General features: G+C 75.1%; 19 protein-coding genes. 8 read left to right on the forward strand and 11 right to left on the reverse strand.

Annotated elements, in window-relative coordinates; all coding sequences use genetic code 11:
- Nucleotides 1–23: 23 nt before the first annotated feature.
- Both ACI8AX_RS19310 and ACI8AX_RS19315 read right to left on the reverse strand, forming a co-directional pair.
- Nucleotides 24–710, reverse strand: a complete 687-nt coding sequence (locus ACI8AX_RS19310; RefSeq protein ID WP_456551475.1) for a DUF308 domain-containing protein — start codon at nucleotides 708–710, stop codon at nucleotides 24–26.
- Complete coding sequence (locus ACI8AX_RS19315; protein ID WP_456551476.1) at nucleotides 707–1513, reverse strand: alpha/beta hydrolase; 807 nt, start codon at nucleotides 1511–1513, stop codon at nucleotides 707–709. Before ACI8AX_RS19315 ends, ACI8AX_RS19310 begins: the two co-directional genes overlap by 4 nt.
- 114 nt (nucleotides 1514–1627) lie before the next feature.
- On the opposite strand from ACI8AX_RS19315, the gene ACI8AX_RS19320 reads away from it, so the two are divergent.
- Nucleotides 1628–2392: a lysophospholipid acyltransferase family protein gene (locus tag ACI8AX_RS19320; RefSeq protein WP_456551477.1), complete on the forward strand. Its 765-nt coding sequence runs from the start codon at nucleotides 1628–1630 to the stop codon at nucleotides 2390–2392.
- Here the strand turns inward: ACI8AX_RS19320 and ACI8AX_RS19325 are convergent.
- From ACI8AX_RS19325 to ACI8AX_RS19335, 3 genes are read right to left on the reverse strand one after another with little or no spacing between them, the layout of a single operon-like run.
- The gene (locus tag ACI8AX_RS19325; RefSeq protein ID WP_456551478.1) at nucleotides 2389–2970 is read right to left on the reverse strand and encodes a TetR/AcrR family transcriptional regulator; all 582 of its coding nucleotides are present in this window, start codon (nucleotides 2968–2970) and stop codon (nucleotides 2389–2391) included. The genes ACI8AX_RS19320 and ACI8AX_RS19325 overlap by 4 nt on opposite strands.
- 2 nt (nucleotides 2971–2972) lie before the next feature.
- Nucleotides 2973–3923 carry an alpha/beta fold hydrolase gene (locus tag ACI8AX_RS19330; RefSeq protein ID WP_456551479.1) on the reverse strand — a complete coding sequence of 317 codons (951 nt, stop codon included), beginning with the start codon at nucleotides 3921–3923 and terminating at the stop codon, nucleotides 2973–2975.
- Nucleotides 3920–5449 carry a flavin-containing monooxygenase gene (locus ACI8AX_RS19335; protein ID WP_456551480.1) on the reverse strand — a complete coding sequence of 510 codons (1530 nt, stop codon included), beginning with the start codon at nucleotides 5447–5449 and terminating at the stop codon, nucleotides 3920–3922. The genes ACI8AX_RS19330 and ACI8AX_RS19335 overlap by 4 nt, the downstream gene beginning before the upstream one ends.
- A gap of 101 nt (nucleotides 5450–5550) precedes the next feature.
- On the opposite strand from ACI8AX_RS19335, the gene ACI8AX_RS19340 reads away from it, so the two are divergent.
- Together ACI8AX_RS19340 and ACI8AX_RS19345 are read left to right on the forward strand one after the other, a co-directional pair.
- Nucleotides 5551–6456, forward strand: coding sequence for an SDR family oxidoreductase (locus ACI8AX_RS19340; RefSeq protein WP_456551481.1), 906 nt, complete (start codon nucleotides 5551–5553; stop codon nucleotides 6454–6456).
- Between the two features lie 43 nt (nucleotides 6457–6499).
- The gene (locus ACI8AX_RS19345) at nucleotides 6500–7795 is read left to right on the forward strand and encodes a cation:proton antiporter domain-containing protein (protein WP_456551482.1); all 1296 of its coding nucleotides are present in this window, start codon (nucleotides 6500–6502) and stop codon (nucleotides 7793–7795) included.
- 142 nt (nucleotides 7796–7937) lie between these two features.
- On the opposite strand, the gene glpK is transcribed toward ACI8AX_RS19345, so the two are convergent.
- Entirely contained in the window at nucleotides 7938–9413 is a 1476-nt protein-coding gene (gene glpK, locus ACI8AX_RS19350; protein ID WP_456551483.1) for a glycerol kinase GlpK, read from the reverse strand.
- Nucleotides 9414–9493: 80 nt separating this feature from the next.
- Here glpK and ACI8AX_RS19355 point away from each other — a divergent pair, with 80 nt between their 5' ends.
- The 5 genes from ACI8AX_RS19355 to ACI8AX_RS19375 all read left to right on the forward strand — a co-directional run bounded on the left by ACI8AX_RS19355 (nucleotide 9494) and on the right by ACI8AX_RS19375 (nucleotide 13947).
- Nucleotides 9494–9943 (forward strand): RidA family protein, encoded by a 450-nt coding sequence (locus tag ACI8AX_RS19355; protein WP_456551484.1) that lies wholly within the window; start codon nucleotides 9494–9496, stop codon nucleotides 9941–9943.
- Nucleotides 9944–9945: 2 nt separating this feature from the next.
- A complete protein-coding gene (locus ACI8AX_RS19360; RefSeq protein ID WP_456551485.1) occupies nucleotides 9946–10431 on the forward strand; it encodes a polyadenylate-specific 3'-exoribonuclease AS in 486 nt (161 codons plus the stop codon).
- Nucleotides 10432–10497: 66 nt separating this feature from the next.
- Complete coding sequence (locus ACI8AX_RS19365) at nucleotides 10498–11523, forward strand: 6-phosphofructokinase (protein WP_456551486.1); 1026 nt, start codon at nucleotides 10498–10500, stop codon at nucleotides 11521–11523.
- 76 nt (nucleotides 11524–11599) lie between these two features.
- Nucleotides 11600–12937, forward strand: a complete 1338-nt coding sequence (locus ACI8AX_RS19370; protein ID WP_456551487.1) for a class II 3-deoxy-7-phosphoheptulonate synthase — start codon at nucleotides 11600–11602, stop codon at nucleotides 12935–12937.
- A 2-nt stretch (nucleotides 12938–12939) separates the two neighbouring features.
- On the forward strand, nucleotides 12940–13947 hold the full coding sequence (locus ACI8AX_RS19375; protein WP_456551488.1) for a threonine aldolase family protein: 1008 nt from the start codon (nucleotides 12940–12942) through the stop codon (nucleotides 13945–13947).
- A gap of 45 nt (nucleotides 13948–13992) precedes the next feature.
- Here ACI8AX_RS19375 and ACI8AX_RS19380 read toward each other — a convergent pair whose 3' ends face one another.
- From ACI8AX_RS19380 to pknB, 5 genes are all read right to left on the reverse strand, one after another.
- Nucleotides 13993–15213 carry a S8 family peptidase gene (locus tag ACI8AX_RS19380; protein WP_456551489.1) on the reverse strand — a complete coding sequence of 407 codons (1221 nt, stop codon included), beginning with the start codon at nucleotides 15211–15213 and terminating at the stop codon, nucleotides 13993–13995.
- 176 nt (nucleotides 15214–15389) lie between these two features.
- On the reverse strand, nucleotides 15390–15878 hold the full coding sequence (bfr, locus tag ACI8AX_RS19385; protein ID WP_456551490.1) for a bacterioferritin: 489 nt from the start codon (nucleotides 15876–15878) through the stop codon (nucleotides 15390–15392).
- Nucleotides 15879–15986: 108 nt separating this feature from the next.
- On the reverse strand, nucleotides 15987–16187 hold the full coding sequence (locus tag ACI8AX_RS19390) for a (2Fe-2S)-binding protein (RefSeq protein WP_456551491.1): 201 nt from the start codon (nucleotides 16185–16187) through the stop codon (nucleotides 15987–15989).
- Nucleotides 16188–16287: 100 nt separating this feature from the next.
- On the reverse strand, nucleotides 16288–17199 hold the full coding sequence (locus ACI8AX_RS19395) for a deoxyribonuclease IV (protein ID WP_456551492.1): 912 nt from the start codon (nucleotides 17197–17199) through the stop codon (nucleotides 16288–16290).
- A gap of 8 nt (nucleotides 17200–17207) precedes the next feature.
- Nucleotides 17208–19199, reverse strand: a complete 1992-nt coding sequence (pknB, locus tag ACI8AX_RS19400; RefSeq protein WP_456551493.1) for a Stk1 family PASTA domain-containing Ser/Thr kinase — start codon at nucleotides 19197–19199, stop codon at nucleotides 17208–17210.
- Nucleotides 19200–19398 lie beyond the last annotated feature (199 nt).

Raw genomic sequence — 19398 nt, forward strand, 5'->3', positions numbered from 1 at the left:
GAGGCACCCCCGCCGGCGGGACGTCAGACGACCGCGCCGTCGTCGCCGTCCTCGACGGAGCGCTCGCGCATCCGCGACACGAGCATGTAGACCCCGCCGACGACGGCGGCGACGCCCAGCACCAGGCCGACGTCGAGGGTCAGGCCGACGACGCCCGGCGCGATGACCAGCAGCGCGCCGACGGCGATCAGCAGGCTGGCGTAGAGCGTGTTCGGGGACGGCACGCCCACCGGAGGAGGTGGCGGCGGCTCGAAGTGCTCCTCGGGGCGGTCGAGCACCGGCAGCTCGTGCGGCGCCGGGGGCGCTCCGTCGGCCGGCTCGCGGTCGACGACGACCCGGCCGTGCTCCGCCTCGTAGGCCGACACGATGCGCGCCCACTCGGCGTCCTCGTCGACCTCCCGCCGGGCGGACCGGGGTGTCGCGGTCCGCTCCGGGGCGTGCTCGTCGCCGTGCTGCTCGACCAGCTCCCGGCTCTCCCGCACCCGGGCCCGGTCGACGAAGAGCCGGTCGCTGGGCGGGCTGGGGAGGAAGACCGTGCGGGTGTAGGGGCCGACGTCGGTGGCCGGCTCCAGGTAGGCGGCGATGCCCGCCTCGCGCAGGACGTCGAGCAGGTGCTCCCCGACCCGCGGGTCCACGTCGCGCAGCGGCGACCACAGCGCGGCGTCCAGGCCGTTGTCCCGGCGGCCCCGGCCGCGCCTGGGCTCGCTCACGAGCCCTGCCCCGGCGCCGGCACCCGCTCGCGGATCCAGGACACCGACTCCGCGAAGATCCGCGGGGCGTCGTTGTCGAGCGTGGCCACGTGGTAGCTGTCCTCGAGCAGCACCTCGGTGGTGTCGGTGCTGGAGACCCCGGCCAGCAGCACGCGCACCGAGGCCGGCTCCACCACGTGGTCGATGACGCTGCGGAACACCAGCAGCGGGGCGGTGACCCGGGCGAGGTCGGCACGGGTGGCCGTCCAGAGGCGGCGCAGGCCGAGCACGGCGCGGGTCGGCAGCTTCGCGTAGGCGCGCTCGTCGACCCCCGGCTTCTTGACGTCGTTGGCGATCGCCTTCCAGCTCGGCGTGAGCCGCGCCAGCACGGGCAGCAGCTTGGCGTCGAGCCGCTCGGTGAGCAGTGAGGGGTTGACCAGGACGAGCGCGGCGACGTCGTCCGGCCGCAGCTCCGCCAGCCGGACCGCCAGCGTGCCGCCCATCGACAGGCCCGCGACGACCACCCGGTCGCACTCGGCGCGCAGCTCGTCGAAGGCGCCGCCGACCGCGTCGAGCCAGTCCGGCTCGGTGGAGAGGTTGCAGTCCTGCCAGCGGGTGCCGTGACCGGGCAGCAGGGGGGCGCGGACGGCGAAGCCCTCGGCCGCCAGGTGCTCGCCCCACGGCCGCATGCTGAACGGCGACCCGGTGAACCCGTGCACGAGCAGGACGCCCGTGCCGTCGCCGCCCGGTCCGGCGGGGAAGGCGAACGGCTCGGCGCCGGCGACGACGGTCGCACCGGCGGACGGCGGCGGGGTGGGTGGCACGGGTCTCCTCGGCGTCCGGTGGCCGTGCCGACGGGCCGGCGTGTCGCGGTACGGGAGCGGGCGGATTGTCGTTCCGCCGCGCGGCTCCCTAGTCTGACAGTTCCCGAGGGAGGCGTGTTGTTCTACTGGTTCCTCAAGTTCGTGGCGATCGGGCCCTGGGTCACGCTCGTCTGCCGGCCGCAGGCCGAGGGCGTGGACAACGTCCCGCGCTCCGGTGCGGCCATCCTCGCGAGCAACCACCTCTCGGCCGCGGACTGGATCTTCATGCCGCTGCAGCTGCGCCGCCGCGTCACGTTCCTCGCCAAGCAGGAGTACTTCACCGGCAAGGGCGTGAAGGGCTTCCTGCAGCGCGCCTTCTTCTCCGGTGCGGGCCAGGTGCCGATCGACCGGTCCAGCGCGTCGGCCGCCGAGGACGCCATCCGCACCGGCGTCCGCATCCTGCGCGACGGCAAGCTGCTGGGCATCTACCCCGAGGGCACGCGGTCGCCCGACGGCCGGCTGTACCGCGGCAAGATCGGCGTGGCCCGGATGGCGCTGGAGGTCGGCGTCCCCGTCGTCCCGGTCGCGATGATCTACCGCGAGCGCAGGATCCCGGTGGTCGGCCGGTACCTGCCGAAGGTGTGCGTGCGCTTCGGCCGGCCGCTGGACTTCTCCCGCTACGAGGGGCTGGCCGGCGACCGCTTCGTCGAGCGCTCGATCACCGACGAGATCATGTACGAGGTCATGACCCTGTCGGGCCAGGAGTACGTGGACGTGTACGGCGCGCAGGTGAAGAAGTCGATGGACGCCGGCGGGGTGAGCGCCTCCGAGGCGGTCCGCCGGCTGCAGCCCCCGGCCGACGAGGCCGGGGACCGGGCCCCCGAGGCGCTGGCGGGCTAGCGCTCCAGCAGCCGGTCGAGCAGGCCGCGCAGCAGGTCGACCAGCTCCGCGCGCTCCATCGCGGGGTCGCGCACCCACTGGCTCACCAGGTCCTCGGTGAAGGCGAACCAGGCCCGGACGAGCTGCCGGCGGCGCGCGTCGTCCGGGGCGCCCAGGGCGGTCAGCGTGACCTCGACCAGCTGCTCGCGCGTCTGGTCGTACACCTCGGCCACCCAGGGGTCGCCGGCCGCCGCGCCGCGGACGAACGACAGGTGCGCGTCGCGGTAGGTCTCCACCCAGGAGACGTAGCGCTCCAGCATCCCGGCGGCCTGCTCGCCGGCCGGCAGGCCCGGCCGCGGCGCCAGGTGCTCGAGCAGGACGTCGGCCGCCGCCCGGGTGACGGCGGTGTAGTAGTCGCGCTTGCTGGCGAAGTAGTGGAACAGCAGGCTGCGGCTGATCCCCGCCCGGCGGGCCACCTCGTCGATCGTGAGCTCCTGCACCGGGGTGGTGGGCAGCAGCTCCAGGCCGATCGCGACCAGCTGGGCACGGCGGTCGCCGGCCGAGCGGCGCCGGGACGGTCCGGCTCCGGCGGGGGCCACGGTCAGGCGGCGACCCGGTCGAGCGCCCCGGCGAGCAGCCGGTCGAGGGCGTCGACGACGAGCCCGGTCCGCTCCTGCAGCAGCATGTGCCCCGTGCGCGGCGCCACGTGCAGCACCGCGTCGGGCAGCGCCTCGGCCAGCTGCCGGCTGTGCCGCACCGGGGTGAGCTTGTCGCCGTCGCCGACGAGGACCTCGACCGGCACCCGCGACAGCGCGGCCAGCTCGGTTCGCTTGTCGTGGTCCCCGAGCGCCGGGTAGAAGACGGCGAACGCGCGGACCGTCGAGGCGTGCATGATCTCCGCGCCCTCGCGGACCATCTCGTCGGTCGCGTCGGCGCCGTACAGCAGCCCGCGGACCAGCTGCCGGTGCCGCCGGCCGGCCGGCGGGGCGAGGCGTCGCAGGGCCTCGACCACCCGCGCGCCGCCCACCGCGGCGGCGACCAGCCCGGGGGCGAACCGGCGGGCCAGCCGCTCCTGGGTCGTCCCCGGTGGCGGCCCGAGCTCGCCGGCCGACGTCGACACCAGCAGGGCACCGCGCACCCGGTCGCCGAACAGCTCCGGGCGGGCCGCGGCCAGGCACATGATCGTCATGCCGCCCATCGAGTGGCCGGCCACGACGACGGGGCCGCGGGGCGCCAGCCGGTCCAGCACGTTCCCCATGTCCAGGCCCAGCCGGTCGATGGTCACCGCGGCCGGGTCGTCGTCGCCCGCCGCCCAGGTCGACCGGCCGTGGCCGCGCTGGTCGTAGCGGACCAGCCGCAGGTCGCCGGCGGCGATGCGGGGGACGAGCCGTTCGACCGGGTCGTCCCAGGAGGCCTGCGAGAGCGTCCAGCCGTGGGCGAGGACGAGGGTCACCGGCGCGTCGTCCGAGCCGTCCACCGTGGCGTGCAGCAGCGCGTCGTCGTCGGTGCGGACGGCGGCCGTGCGTCGCTGCCGCAGCTGTCGGCCGGTCACGCCGCCACCTCCGAGGGACGCCGGTCGCCGGCGGGGGTGCCGACGTAGTTCTCGCGGTCCAGCCGGCGGGTCATCCGCCGGAACCGGAAGGTGAAGTCCGGCCAGAGGGTGGTGTTGTGCCCGTGCCGGTCCAGGTACCAGGAGGCGCAGCCGCCGGTCAGCCAGACGGTGCCCCGTGACCTCCTCGCGATGAGGTCGCGGTAGGCGCGCTGCGCCTCGGGCGTGGTCTCCAGCACCGCCAGGCCCTCGGCGGCCATGGTCTGCAGGGCGTCGTCGACGTAGGCGACCTGCGACTCGATCATGTAGACCATCGACGTGTGGCCGACGCCGACGTTCGGCCCGACCAGCAGGAACAGGTTCGGGAACCCGGCCACGGTGGTGCTGCGGTTGCTGACCATGCCCTCGGCCCACACCTCGGCCAGCGTGCGCCCGTCGCGGCCGGCGATCCGCTCGGCGATCGGCAGGTCGGTCACGTGGAAGCCGGTGGCCAGCACGATGGTGTCGGTGGGCCGCTCCAGCCCGTCGCGCGTGACGACCGAGTGCGGCCGGACCTCGGCGATCCCGGCGGTCACCAGCTCGGCGTTGGGGGCCGCGACCGCCGGGTAGTAGTCGTTGCTGATCAGGATCCGCTTGCAGCCGATCGTGTAGTCCGGCGTCAGGGCCGCGCGCAGCTTCGGGTCGCGCACCTGCCGCGCCAGGTGCGCCCGCGCGAGGCGGCCGACCGGCTTCAGGAACCGCCGCCGCTTGGCCATGCCGACGACGAGGAGCTCCCGCACGACGTAGAGGACGGCGCGCACCAGTTTCTGGAACCCCGGCAGCCCCCGGTAGAGCCGCTGCGTCCAGGGCCGCACCGGGTGGTCGGTGCGCGGCACGATCCACGGCGGCGTCCGCTGGTAGACGGCGAGGCTCTCCACCCGCGGCTGGATCGCCGGGACGATCTGGATGGCCGAGGCGCCGGTGCCGATGACCGCGACCCGCTCGCCGGTGAGGTCGTGGCCGGCGTCCCAGCGGGCCGAGTGCATGACGGTGCCGGCGAAGGAGTCGAGGCCCGGGATGTCGGGGTACGTCGGGTCGGCCAGCGCCCCGGCGGCGGAGACCAGGACGGTCGCCCGGAACTCGCCGGCCGTCGTGGTGACCACCCACTGGCGCGCGGCGTCGTCCCAGCGGGCCGCGGTGACCTCCGCGCCGAACACGCACCTCTCGCGGACGCCGTAGCGGTCGGCGGTGGCCTGCAGGTAGGCCTGGATCTCCGGCTGCTCGGAGTAGGAGCGCGGCCAGTCGGGGTTGGGCGCGAAGGAGAACGAGTAGAGGTTCGACTGCACGTCGCAGGCGGCGCCGGGGTAGTGGTTGTCGCGCCAGGTGCCGCCGACGTCGTCGGCACGCTCCAGCAGCACGAAGTCCTCCTCGCCGCGGCGGCGCAGCGCGATGGCCATCCCCAGCCCGGCGAAGCCGGTCCCGATGATCGCCACCCGCACGGTGCGGGCCGCCCGGTCCGCGTCGGACCGGGTCTCGAGCGTGCTGGTCACCGTGGGGTGCTCCTGTCCTCGGCTTGCTGAGCAACGGTCAGCAAGCTACAACGGCTCTTGAGCAGTGCTCAACACGAGCGCACCGAGCCCTGGAGTCCCCGATGGCGCTTCTGTCCCGCACGCGCACGCCCCTGGCCGGCAAGAGCGTGCTGATCACCGGCGCGGCCCGCGGCATCGGTGCCGCCCTGGCCCGCAAGGCGGCGGCGCGGGGCGCCCGGGTGGCGCTGGCCGGGCTGGAGCCGGAGCTGCTGGCCCGGGTGGCCGACGAGCTCGGGCCCGAGCACCTGTGGGTCGAGTGCGACGTCACCGACCCCGAGGCGCTGGCCACGGCGGTGCAGCGGGTGGTCGACACCTTCGGCGGGCTGGACGTCGTCGTCGCCAACGCCGGCATCGCACCGCTGACCACCGTCATGACCAGTTCGGCGCACGCGCTCGCGCGCACCATCGAGGTCAACCTCATCGGCACGATGCTGACCGCCCACGCCGCGCTGCCCTACGTGGCGAAGCGCCGGGGACACGTGCTGCTCGTCAGCTCGGCCGCCGCCTTCACCGTGCTGCCGGGGATGAGCGCGTACTGCGCGTCCAAGGCCGGGGTCGAGCGCTTCGGCGACGCGCTGCGGCTCGAGGTCGCCCACCGCGGGGTGACCGTGGCCAGCGCCCACCCGACCTGGATCGACACCGACCTGGTCCGCGACACGGAGGCGGCGCTGCCCACCTTCGCCGAGACCCGCAAGCGGCTCCCCGGCCCGCTGGGCGCCCACACCTCGGTCGAGGAGTGCGCCCAGGCGCTGCTGGACAACCTGGAGACCCGCGGCCGCCGCGTGTTCGTGCCCCGGTCGGTGGGCACCGTGGCCGCCCTCCGCCAGGTCGTCACCGGGGCGCTGGCCGAGCGGCTCATGACCCGCATCGCGGCCACCGCCGTGCCGCAGCTCGAGCGGGACATCGAGGCGCTGCAGGGGCAGGAGTTCGGGCGCTCGTCCGTGGGGAACCAGCGGCGCCCGGCCTGACCTCCGCCGAGCCGCCGGGACCACCCGCGCACACACTGGCGGGGTGCCCCTGGACCCCACCGGACTGGCCTACGCCGCAGCCGGGGTCGCCACCCTCCTGGCCGCCCTCCTGCCCCGGGCGCTGAGCCGCGCCCCGCTGTCGATGCCGATGGTCTTCGTCGGCATCGGGGTGCTCGGCTTCGCCCTGGTCGAGGGCCTGCCCTCGCCGGACCCCGTCCAGCACGGCACGGCCACCGTGCACCTCACGGAGATCGTGGTCCTCGTGTCGCTCATGGGCGCGGGGCTCGCGCTGGACCGGCCGGTGGGGTGGCGGCGGTGGTCCACCACCTGGCGGCTGCTCGGGATCACCATGCCGCTGACGATCCTGGCCATGGCGCTGCTCGGCGGCTGGCTGCTCGGTCTCGGCGCCGCCGCCGCGCTGCTGCTGGCCGCCGCGCTCGCGCCGACCGATCCGGTGCTGGCCAGCGAGGTGCAGGTGGCCGAGCCGACCGAGGACGTGGAGAGCGAGGACGAGGCCCGCTTCGCGCTGACCTCCGAGGCAGGGCTCAACGACGGTCTGGCGTTCCCCTTCACCTACGCCGCGATCGCCGTCGCCGCGGCCGGGCTGGCACCCGGGGGCTGGCTGGGGGAGTGGTTGCTGGTCGACGTCCTCTGGCGGCTCACCGCGGGGGTGGTCACCGGCATCGCGGTGGGCTGGGCGCTCCGGGCGCTGTTCTTCTCCCGGCCCGCCGAGCGGGTCGGGCTGGCGGAGCGGGCCGAGGGGTTCATCGCGCTGTCCGGCATCGCGCTGGCGTACGGCCTGGCCGAGCTGATCGGTGGGTACGGCTTCGTCGCGGTCTTCGTCGGCGCCTGCACCGTCCGCGCCGCCGAGCGGCAGCACGGGCGGCACCAGGTGCTGCACGCCTACGTCGAGCAGCTGGAGCGGCTGCTGACCGTCGTCGTCCTCGTGCTCGTCGGCGGAGCCGTGGCGCGCGGCGTGCTGGCCGGCACCGGGTGGGAGGAGTACGTGTTCGCCGCGCTCTTCCTCCTCGTGGTCCGGCCGCTGACCGGCTGGGTGGCGCAGCTCGGCGGGGACACCGGGCGGTGGGAGCGCAACGCGATCGCCTTCTTCGGGGTCCGCGGCGTGGGCTCGCTGTACTACCTGGCCTACGGCCTGGAGGAGGCGGAGATCCCGGGCGCCGAGCAGCTGTGGCGCGTCACGGTGCTGGTCGTCCTGGGGTCGGTGCTCGTGCACGGCGTCTCGGCCGGTCCCGTCATGCTCTGGCTGGACCGGCGGCGTGCGCGGCGGGCCCGCCGGGTCCACGGCACCGAGGACAAGGCGCCGGTCACCGCGGTGTGAGACGGGTCGATGCTGCCCGGCGGCCGCGGTCGTGCGGCCGCCGGGCAGCGGTCAGGCCGGGAGCCGGCCGTAGAAGGCGGCGGGGTCGCCGGCCAGGCTGGCCTTGACCCCGGCGCCCCGCGCCGGCCGCCCCCCTGGCCGCTCAGCCGGTCCAGTGCCCGGCGCGGCCGAGGGCATCCCGCCAGCGGCCGTGGCGGCCGTCGTCGCGGCGGCCGGGCTCGGGCTCGAACCGGCGGTCCAGCGCCCAGGTGGCGGCCAGCTCGTCCTGCCCGCCCCAGACGCCGGTGCCCAGGCCCGCCAGGAAGGCCGCGCCCAGTGCCGTCGTCTCGGTGACCCGCGGACGGCGGACCGGCACGCCGAGCTGGTCGGCCTGCAGCTGCAGCAGCAGGTCGTTGGCGCTGGCCCCGCCGTCGGCCGACAGCTCGGGCACCTCGAGGCCGGCCTCGGAGACCATCACGTCCACGACGTCGCGCACCTCGAAGGCGATCGCCTCCAGCGTGGCGCGGGCCAGGTGCGCGCGCGTGGTGCCGCGGGTGATGCCGACGATCGCGCCGCGGGCGTGCGGGTCCCAGTGCGGGGCGCCCATGCCGGTCAGCGCCGGCACGAACACCAGGTCCCCGGAGTCAAGCACCGTGCGGGCCAGCCCCTCGATCTCGGCGGCGGAGTCGATGAGGCCCAGCCCGTCGCGCAGCCACTGCACGGCCGCGCCGGTGACGAAGATCGACCCCTCCAGCGCGTAGACGAGCCCGTCGCCGACGTCCCAGGCCACGGTGGTGAGCAGCCCGGCGTCCGAGCGCACCGGCGTCGTCCCGGTGTTGGTGAGCACGAAGGAGCCGGTGCCGTAGGTGCACTTGGAGTCGCCGGGGGAGTAGCAGGCCTGGCCGAACAGCGCGGCCTGCTGGTCGCCGGCGATGCCGGCGACCGGGAGCTCCAGCCCGAGGAAGGCGTCGGGGTCGGTCGTGCCGACGACGCCGGAGCTGGGCACGAGCTCGGGCAGCGCCGAGCGCGGGACCTCGAACAGCTCGCACAGCTCGTCGGACCAGTCCCCGGCGGCCAGGTCGTAGAGCAGCGTGCGGCTGGCGTTGCTCGGGTCGGTCACGTGCGCGGCGCCGCCGGTCAGCCGGTGCACCAGGTAGGAGTCGACCGTGCCCAGCACCAGCGACCCGTCGCGGACGCCGTCCCACACCCGGGGTTCCTCGGCGGCCAGCCAGCAGAACTTGGTGCCGGTGAAGTAGGGGTCCAGCCGCAGCCCGGTCAGCTCGGCGACGCGCGGCTCGTGCCCGGCCTCGCGCAGCCGGTCGCAGGTGCCGGTGGTCCGCCGGTCCTGCCAGACGATCGCCGGCCGCGGCGAACGGCCGGTCCGCCGGTCCCAGACGACGGCGGTCTCGCGCTGGTCGGTGATGCCGACGCAGGTCGGCTGGTGCCCGGTGCCGGCCAGCGCCTCGCGGCAGGCGGCGAGCGTCGCCGTCCAGATGTCGTCGGGCTCGTGCTCCACCCACCCGGGGCGGGGGAACAGCTGCGCGAACTCGCGGTAGCCGCGGGCCAGGACGCCGCCGTCCTCGCTCACGACCAGCGCGGTCACCCCGGTCGTCCCTGCGTCGATGGCGAGAACCGGCATGCCGGCGAACCTATCGGCGGCTCCGGGGGAGCGCAGGGGCTGCGCACGACAGCGGGTCGGTCGTGCCCCAGGATCGAACGGTGACCACCGGCATCGAGCTCGTCCGCCCGCCCGGCCTGACCGGCGCGGTCCCCTACGCGTACGCCGCGGTCACCGACCCCGGGCGGATGGTCTTCACCGCCGGCGCCTGCCCGCTGGACGCGGACGGCGCGACCGTCGCGCCCGGGGACGTCGCCGGCCAGGCGCGGCAGGTCATGGCGAACCTGGAGACCGCCCTCGCGGCGGCCGGCGCCGGCCTCGGCGACGTCCTCCGGACGACCGTCTACGTGGCCACCACCGAGCGCACCGACCTGCTGGCCGCCTGGGACGTGGTCCGGGCGGCCTTCGCCGACCACGACGCGCCGAGCACCCTGGTCGGCGTGACCGTGCTCGGCTGGCCCGACCAGCTCGTGGAGGTCGAGGCGGTGGCCGTGCGGGACAGCTGGGAGGAGCCGGCGCCACCGCACGACGGCACGGGCGGGGGCGACTGACCGTGCGGCGGTTCTTCTACGACACCGAGTTCATCGAGGACGGCACGACGATCGACCTCGTCTCCATCGGCGTGGTCGACGAGGCCGGTCGCGAGTTCTACGCCGTCAGCACCGAGTTCGACGACCGCAAGGCCGTCCCGTGGGTGCGCCGCAACGTGCTCGACCAGCTGCCCCTGCCGTCGGACCGGGCCTGGCGCGACCGCCGGCGGATCCGCGACGACCTTCTCGCCTTCCTCACCGGACCGGGGGAGGAGGTCGAGCTGTGGGCCTGGTTCGCCGCCTACGACCACGTCGCGCTCGCCCAGCTGTGGGGGCCGATGACCGCGCTGCCCCGCGCGATCCCGCGGTTCACCCGCGAGCTGCGGCAGCGGTGGGACGACGCGGGGCAGCCGCCGCTGCCGCCGAAGCCGGCCGGGACCCACGACGCGCTGGTCGACGCCCGCTACAACCTGGCCCGCTGGCGCGCGATCGAGGCCGCAGGGCGCTGACCAGCGGGCCCCCGGTGCGGCAGGATGGCGCCGACCGGGAACCCGCCCGCTCCGCGGAGGTCCAGCATGCGCATCGGCGTCCTCACCGGCGGGGGCGACTGCCCCGGTCTCAACGCGGTCATCCGCGCCGTGGTCCGCAAGGGGGTCGGGCAGCACGGCGACGAGGTGGTCGGCTTCCGCGACGGCTGGCGCGGCGTGCTGGAGGGGGACACCGTCCCGCTCGACCTCGCCGCCGTCCGCGGCCTGCTGCCCCGCGGCGGCACCGTGCTGGGCACCTCCCGGACCAACCCGTACGCCCTGGACGACGGCGAGCAGCGGCTGCGCGACTGCCTGCAGCGGCTGCGCATCGACGCGCTGGTGCCCATCGGCGGCGAGGACACCCTCGGCGTCGCCGCGCGGCTGGGCGACGTCGGGGTCCAGGTCGTGGGCGTGCCGAAGACGATCGACAACGACCTGGAGGGCACCGACTACACGTTCGGCTTCGACACCGCCGTCGGGGTGGCGATGGAGGCCATCGACCGGCTGCACACCACCGGTGACAGCCACCACCGCACGCTCGTCGTCGAGGTCATGGGCCGGCACGCGGGCTGGATCGCGCTGCACGCGGGGATGGCCGGCGGGGCGACGGTGGTGCTGGTGCCCGAGCGGCCCTTCGACGTCGACGCCGTCGTGGCGCACTGCCGCCACCGGTTCGAGTCCGGCTACTCGCCGATCGTCGTCGTCTCCGAGGGTGCCCGGCCCGCCGACGGCGACCTGGTGACCTCCACCGGCCAGACCGACGCCTTCGGGCACGTGCGGCTCGGCGGCATCGGCGCGGCCCTGGCCGCGGTCATCGAGGAGCGCACCGGCCGCGAGGCGCGCGCGGTGGTGCTGGGGCACGTGCAGCGCGGCGGCACCCCCTCGCAGTTCGACCGCGTGCTCGCCACCCGGTTCGGTCTGGCCGCGGTCGACGCGGTGCACGACGGGGCCACCGGGGTCATGGTCGCGCTGCGCGGGACCGACATCGTGCGGGTGCCGGTCGCCGAGGCGACCGCGCGGCTGAAGCTCGTTCCCCTGGAGAGGTACGCCGAGGCCGAGGTCTTCTTCGGCTGACGGCCCCGGCGCAGGGTCCCGGCGCGAGCGTGCGAGTGCTGGGAGGCGGCGGGGCCCTTCCACGTACCCTGGGACCGTGAGCCTGACCGAACCTGCTGAGCTGGTCCCCGACCTGGACCGGTGGCGGGAGCTGCCCGCCGCCCAGCAGCCCGAGTGGCCCGACCGCGGCGCCCTCGACGCCGTCCTGGACACCCTGTCGACCGTGCCGCCGATCGTCGCGCCCAGCGAGGTCGACACGCTGCGCGCGCAGCTGGCCGAGGTGGCACAGGGCAAGGCCTTCCTGCTGCAGGGCGGCGACTGCGCCGAGACCTTCGACCTGAACACCGAGCCGCACCTGCAGAGCACCACGCGGACGCTGCTGCAGATGGCCGTCGTCCTCACCTACGGCGCGAGCGTCCCGGTGGTCAAGGTCGGCCGGGTGGCCGGTCAGTACGCCAAGCCCCGGTCGTCGAACCTCGACGCGCTCGGCCTGCCGTCCTACCGCGGCGACATGGTCAACTCGCTCGAGCCGGTGCTCGAGAAGCGGATCCCGGACCCGAACCGGCTGGTGCGCGCCTACGCCAACTCCGCGGCCGCGATGAACATGATCCGCGCCTACGCCCGCGGCGGCCTGGCCGACCTGCACGCCGTCCACGACTGGAACAAGGACTTCGTCGCCAACTCCCCGGCCGGCGTGCGGTACGAGGTCATCGCCCGCGAGATCGACCGGGCGCTGGCGTTCATGAAGGCCTGCGGCATCGACTCCGACGCGTTGCGCGGGGTCGAGCTCTACAACAGCCACGAGGGCCTGATCCTCGACTACGAGCGGGCGCTGCTGCGCGTGCACGAGGGCCGCGCCTACGCCGCCAGCGCGCACTTCGTCTGGATCGGCGAGCGGACCCGCCAGATGGACGGCGCCCACGTCGAGTTCTTCTCCAGGATCGCCAACCCGATCGGCGTCAAGATCGGCCCCACGACGACGCCCGAGCAGGCCGTCGACCTCGTCGAGCGCCTCGACCCCGACGGCATCCCCGGCCGGCTGACGCTGATCAGCCGGATGGGCAACGGGAAGATCCGCGACGTCCTGCCGCCCATCGTGGAGAAGGTCACCGCCAGCGGGCACACCGTCGTCTGGCAGTGCGACCCGATGCACGGCAACACCCACGAGTCCTCCACCGGCTACAAGACCCGGCACTTCGACCGGGTGGTCGACGAGGTGCTCGGCTTCTTCGACGTGCACCGGGCGCTGGGCACCTGGCCCGGCGGCATCCACGTCGAGCTCACCGGTGAGGACGTCACCGAGTGCCTGGGCGGGGCCATGGAGATCAGCGACGAGGACCTCAACAGCCGGTACGAGACCGCCTGCGACCCGCGGCTGAACACCGGGCAGTCGCTGGAGCTGGCGTTCCTCGTCGCCGAGATGCTGCGCGGCTGAGTGTGTCCGACCTGGTCGACCTCCGCTCCGACACCGTCACCCGGCCATCGCCCGGCATGCGCCGGGCCATGGCCGAGGCGGAGGTCGGCGACGACGTCTACGCCGAGGACCCGACGGTCCGGGCACTGGAGGAGCGGGTCGCCGGCCTGCTCGGGCACGAGGCCGCGTTGTTCGTCCCCTCGGGGACGATGGGCAACCAGATCGGGATGCGGCTGGTCTGCGAGCCGGGCCAGGAGGTCCTCTGCGACGCCGACGCCCACGTCGTCACCTACGAGATGGGCGCGGCCGCGGCCGTCTTCGGCATCTCGACCCGCACGGTGGTCACGGGCGGGCGGCTGGACGCCGACCAGCTCATCGAGCAGGTGCGCGGCCGCGACGACTGGCACCTGACCGCCACCGCGGCGATCGCCGTGGAGAACACGCACAACCGCGGCGGCGGGCTGGTCCAGCCGCTGGACCAGTTGGAGCGGTTGTCGGGCTGGGCGCGCGACCACGGCGTCGCCGTCCACCTCGACGGCGCCCGGCTGTTCAACGCCTCGGTGGCCTCCGGCGTGGCGCTGGAGACCTACGGCCGGCTGGTCGACACGGCCTCGGTGTGCCTCTCGAAGGGCCTGGGCGCGCCGGTCGGGTCGGTGCTGGTGGGCTCCGCCGAGCGGATCGCGACCGGCCGGCTGTGGCGCAAGCGCCTCGGCGGCGGCATGCGCCAGGTCGGCGTGCTGGCCGCGGCCGGGCAGTACGCACTGGACCACCACCTCGAGCGGCTCGCCGAGGACCACGAGCACGCCCGCGTGCTGGCCAAGCGCCTGGGCGTCGACGAGGCGCGGGTGGAGACGAACATCGTCGTGGTCGACGACGTCCCCGCGCCGGTGGTCGCCGAGGCGGCCAAGGCGCGGGGCGTGCTGGTGTCGCAGGTCGGCCCGCGGAAGCTGCGGCTGGTCACCCACCTGGACGTGGACCGGGCCGCCGTGGAGCGCGCCGCGGACGTGCTGGTCGAGTTCCTCGACCGCTGACGCCGGGTGGGCCGGGCCGCCCTTCGCGGCGACCCGGCCCCGAGCTCAGCTGGTGGCCGTCGAGCCGGCGGTCACCAGGTCGGCCCCGGCGAAGAGCAGCAGGTTGGGCGTGCCGGCCGGTGCTCCCCGCACGACGTCGGCGGTCGTGGCGCCGGTGGCGGTACCGGTGATCGCCGCTGCGACGTCCGCGGGGGAGGCCGCGGCGTGCGCCGTCAGGTACACGGCCGCGGCGCCGGCGACGTGCGGGCTGGCCATCGAGGTGCCGCTGATCGTCCTCGTGGCGGTCGGGTTCCCGTACCAGGTGCTGGTGATCGAGACGCCGGGCGCGTACAGGTCCACGCACGTCCCGTAGTTGCTGAACGAGGCCACGGTGTCGGTGCTGTCGGTGGCGGCGACGGTCAGCGCCGCCGGCACGCGCGCGGGGGAGTAGTTGCACGCGTTCTGCGGACGCCCGGCCTGGTTGCCGTTGCCCGCGGCCACCACGACGGTGACGCCGTCCGCGATGAGCCCGTTCACCGCCGCGTCCACGGCCGTGCTGGCGCCGCCGCCGAGGCTCAGGTTGGCGACCGCGGGACCTCCCACATGGTGTCCGGCCGCCCAGTCCAGACCCTTGACGACGTCGGCATTGGTGCCGCTGCCGGCACAGTCGAGCACGCGGACCGGGACCAGGGTGACCGCCGGGGCGACACCGTGGCGGGTCCCGCCGATGGTCCCCGCGACGTGCGTGCCGTGACCGTTGCAGTCGTCGGCGGGGAGGGCGTCCACGAGGTCGGTGCCGGACAGGACGCGACCCCTCAGGTCCTCGTGCCCGGCGTTGATCCCGGTGTCGACGACGTAGGCGGTGACGTTGCTGCCGCCGGTGGCCGCGGGGGCGTACGGCATGGCGCTCAGGGGCAGCGTGCGCTGGTCGATGCGGTCCAGGCCCCACAGCGCCGGGGGTGCCGGGGCCGCCTGCGGCTTGGCCTGCACCGTGACGACCGGCTCGACGTCGACGACGCCGGGCAGGTCGGACAAGCGTGCGGCCGCGCGCTCGGGCAGCGACACGGAGAAGCCGTTGAGCGCGTGCGTGTAGGTGTGACCGATCCGCCCGCCCAGCCCTCGTGCATGCTGGAGAGCGGCGCTCTGCGGGGCGTCGTCCGCCAGCGTGACGATGTAGTCGGCCCTCGGGGAGGACGGCGCGGCGGACGCGGTGCCGACGCCGGCGGCGAGACCCGCGCAGGTCAGCAGGGCCGCGCTGAGGGCGGCGAGGGGACGGCGGACGGACACGGGCACTCCTCGGGCGGACGGCACCCCCGGGGCGGGGGCGTCGGCAGCCAACACGACGAGACGGGCCCGGCCGGATTCCCACGCGGACGCGGGACGGGAGTGCCGGACGAGACGCCCGGGACGACGACGGGCCCGCACCCCGGCAGGGGTACGGGCCCGCGGCAGCCGGGGTCCGGTCAGCCGTTGCCGGTGGTCGGGTGGTCGATCTGGCCGGCGAGGTAGAGCTGCTCGCCGATGGTGTCCATCAGGTGCAGCTGCGTCTCGAGGTAGTCGATGTGCTCCTCCTCGTTCTGGAGGATCTCCTCGAAGAGGTTCTTGGTGACCCGGTCGCCGACCTCGTCGCAGTAGGCGGCGGCGGGCCGCAGCCGCTCGACGACCTCGAGCTCGATGGCCATGTCGGCCTCGAACTGCTCGCGGACGGTCTGGCCGATGCGCAGGGCGAGCAGCTTCTGGTAGTTCGGCAGGCCCTCGAGGAACAGGATGCGCTCGGTGATCCGCTCCGCGTGGACCATCTCCTCGATGGACTCCTTGCGGGTGTACGCGGCGAGCTTGTTGTAGCCCCAGTTCTCCTGCATCTTCGCGTGCAGGAAGTACTGGTTGATCGCGGTCAGCTCGCTGGTGAGCTGCTCGTTGAGCATCTGGATGACGCGAGCGTCGCCTTGCATGGGGTCCTCCCTGGGGTCCGGCTGCGACGAGGCTAACCGGAGCCGTGGGGGTGCCACCTCTTCAGGTCACCCTTGCTGTGGGTAGGCTCACCTGCGGTTTTGCGCCGATCAGGCGGCGTCGGCGGCCGCCACGGCGAGGCCGTGCAGCGGGTCGACGGCGCTGATCCGGTCGCAGATCCGGTCGAGGCAGCTGCCGCAGCCGGTGCCCGCGCCGCAGGCGTCGCCGACCTCCTCCTCGGTCCGCGCGCCCGCGGCCAGGACACCGGTCAGCTCGACCTCGGTGACGGCGAAGCAGATGCAGACGTACACGGGCGCGCTCCTGGGTGCTGCGACGGGAAGGCCCGCCTAAGTTAGCCCAGCCTTGCCTGTGTGCCAAGAGTCACTGGTGGGTGAACTGCTCCGCCGCTGGTCAGGCGGCCGCGCCGCCCTCCGGCAGCGCCGTCCCGTCGCGGAGGGCGCACAGCAGCGCGATGTCGCGGGCGTGGCCGCCCCACGGGGTGCCGTGGGCCTCGCTGGGGGTCTCGACGACGACCGGGACGCCGGACGTCGAGGGGTGCGCGAGCAGCTCCGCGAACGGCGCCGCCCCGATCCGGCCCTCCCCGATCGTGGTGTGCCGGTCGCGCTTGGACCCGCACCCGTCGAGGGAGTCGTTGGCGTGCACCAGCCCCAGCCGGCCGGGGCCGACCGCGGCCTCCAGCGCGTCCAGGGTCGCCGTCATCCCGCCGGGGGTGGCCAGGTCGTGGCCGGCGGCCCAGGCGTGGCAGGTGTCGAAGCAGACGCCGACCAGCGGGTGCATCTCCAGCGCCGCCAGGTACGGGCCCAGGTCCTCGACCGTGGCGGCCAGCGACCTCCCGCCGCCCGCGGTCGGCTCGATCAGCAGCCGCGGCCCGTCGGCGGGCGCGGCGTCGAGCACCGGCAGCAGGCGCTCGTGCAGCTGGCGGAGGGCGTCGTCGTACCGGTCCTCGCCGACGGCGGAGCCCGCGTGCACGACCACCCCGGCGCAGCCCAGCTCGGCGCCGCGGGCCAGGTTGTGCGCGATGCTCGCGATCGAGGCCTCGACGGTGGCCTCGGTGGGGGAGCCGACGTTCACCAGGAACGGCGTGTGGACGAACGACGGGATCCCGCGCTCGGCGCAGCCGGCGGTGAAGGCGGCGTCCTGGGCGGGGGTGCCCGGGGTCGGCTTCCAGCCGCGCGGGTTGCCGACGAAGACCTGGACGGCCCGGGCCCCGGTGGCGTCGGTGTACGGCAGCCCGCCCTTGGCCAGCCCGCCCTTGATCTGGATGTGCGCGCCGACCGGCGGCGCGACACGGGGTGTGCGCACGTGCTCCCTCAGAAGGTGACCAGCAGCCTGATCGTCGTGCCCCACTCGACGGTGCCGCCGCTGGGGTTCTGGTAGCGGACGGTCGAGCCCGCGATGAAGGTGTCCACCTCGACCTGCAGGCCCAGCGCCTCGAGCTGCTCGGTGGCCTCGTCGGCGTCCATGCCGCGCACGTCGGGGACCTCGACCTGCGGCAGGCCCTCGGACACCTGGACGGTGACGGTGCTCCCGTACGCGACGACCTCGCCGGAGCCGGGCGATACGGCCATGACCTCGCCGGTCTCCACGTCGGGGCTGCGGCCGGTGGTCCGCTCGACGGTGAAGCCGAGCTGCTCCAGGGTGTCCTGCGCGTCGTCGGCGGCCACCCCGACCACCGCGGGGATCGCGACGGGCTCGTGCCCGCGGCTGACGAACACGGTCAGGGCGGAGTCCCGGGGCATGGGCGTGCCCGGCGCCGGGTCGAAGCCGGTCACGTGGCCGACGGGGACCTCGTTGTCGTAGTCCTGCACCTCGGTCACGGCGACGGGCACGCCGTCGAGCCGGGCGCGGACGTCCTCGATCGGCAGGCCGGCCCATGCGGCCTCGACGAAGAACCGCTCGGGACCCTTGGAGACGGTGAGGCGGACGTCGGTGCCACGGATGGCGTCGCCGTCGGCCGGGTCGGCGGCGATGACCTGCCCGGCGGGCACCTCCTCGCTGAAGACCTCCTCGCAGCAGTCCGGCTCGAGGCCGGCCTCCTGCAGCTGCCCCACGGCGGCCTCGCGGTCCAGGCCGACGAGCTGGGGGACCGTCGTCCACCGGCCCGAGCCGAACCACCAGCCGACGGCGCCGACGGTGACGACGAGCAGCAGGACGACGGCGATCGCCAGGCGGGCGCGGCGCCGGCGGACGGAGTCCGGCACGCCGGGCCGCGGCCGGGGCGGGGTGGGCCGGGCCCCGCCCACGTCGGTCGTGGGGCCGGAGCCCATGCCGGGCAGCATGCTGGTCCGGGAGCCGCGCGGGCGGCCGCCGCCGAGGACCTCGGTGCCGTCGCCGGGGGTGCTGGGGTGCCGCTGCGGGCCGGTGGCCCGGGGGCGGGTCGGCCGGTTGGTGGGCCGCAGGGTGTCCGGCCCGGCGGAGCTGCGGCCGGTGGGCACGGGGACGCGGGGGATGCCGACGTCGGAGCGCACGTCCTCCAGGTCGGCCAGGAAGGCGCCGGCGTCCAGCGGCCGCACCACCGGGTCGCGGCGGGTCGTGCGGGCGACGAGCTCGTCGACCTGCCAGGCCAGCCCCGGGACCTCCTCCGACGGCGTCGGGACGTCGTGGTGCACGTGCTGGTAGGCGACCGCGAGCGGGGTGTCGCCGCCGAAGGGCGGGTGCCCGGTGAGCATCTCGAACAGCACGATCCCGGCGGCGTAGACGTCGCTGCGGGCGTCGGCCTTGCCGCGCTCGAGCTGCTCGGGGGAGAGGTAGGCGACGGTGCCGATGAGGACGCCGCCGGTGTGGCTGGTCTGCCCGGTGCCGGCGACGGCGCGGGCCAGGCCGAAGTCGGCCACCTTCACCACGCCGTCGTGCCCGATGAGCACGTTCTCCGGCTTGATGTCGCGGTGGACGATGCCGGCCCGGTGGGCGGCGGCCAGCCCGGACAGCACCGGCTCGAGGACGGCGAACGCCTCGCCGACGGTGAGCCGGCCGCGGGCCTGCAGCAGGTCGCGCAGGGTGCGGCCGCGGACCAGCTCCATGACCAGGAACACCAGGCCCTGGTCGCTGCCCTGGTCGCTGACCGACACGACGTTGGGGTGGCTGAGCATCGCCGCGGCCCGCGCCTCCCGGGTGAACCGGTCGACGAAGGACGGGTCGTGCATCAGGTGCTCGGCCATCACCTTGACCGCGACCGTGCGGTCCAGGCGCAGGTCGGTGGCGGCGTAGACGGTGGACATGCCGCCGCGGGCCAGCCGCTCCTCGAGGCGGTAGCGCCCCTCGAGGACCATCCCCACCACGGGGTCGGTCACGGCGGTGTCCACGCGCCCGAGTGTAGGAGCGCAGCTGCCGCAGGAAGGCCCGCACGCGCCGGAGCCGTTCCCGGCCGGACCAGCAGTCCCAGGGGTCCCGCCGGCCCGGGTGGAGGGGGGGGCGGGGGCGGGGGGGGGGCGGGGGGGGGCCGCCGCGCCGCGGGGGGGGGGGCGGCGTCGGCGCGGGCGGGCGAGGGCGGGGGGGCTGGCC

It is taken from the genome of Blastococcus sp. SYSU D00813 (genome assembly GCF_054050735.1).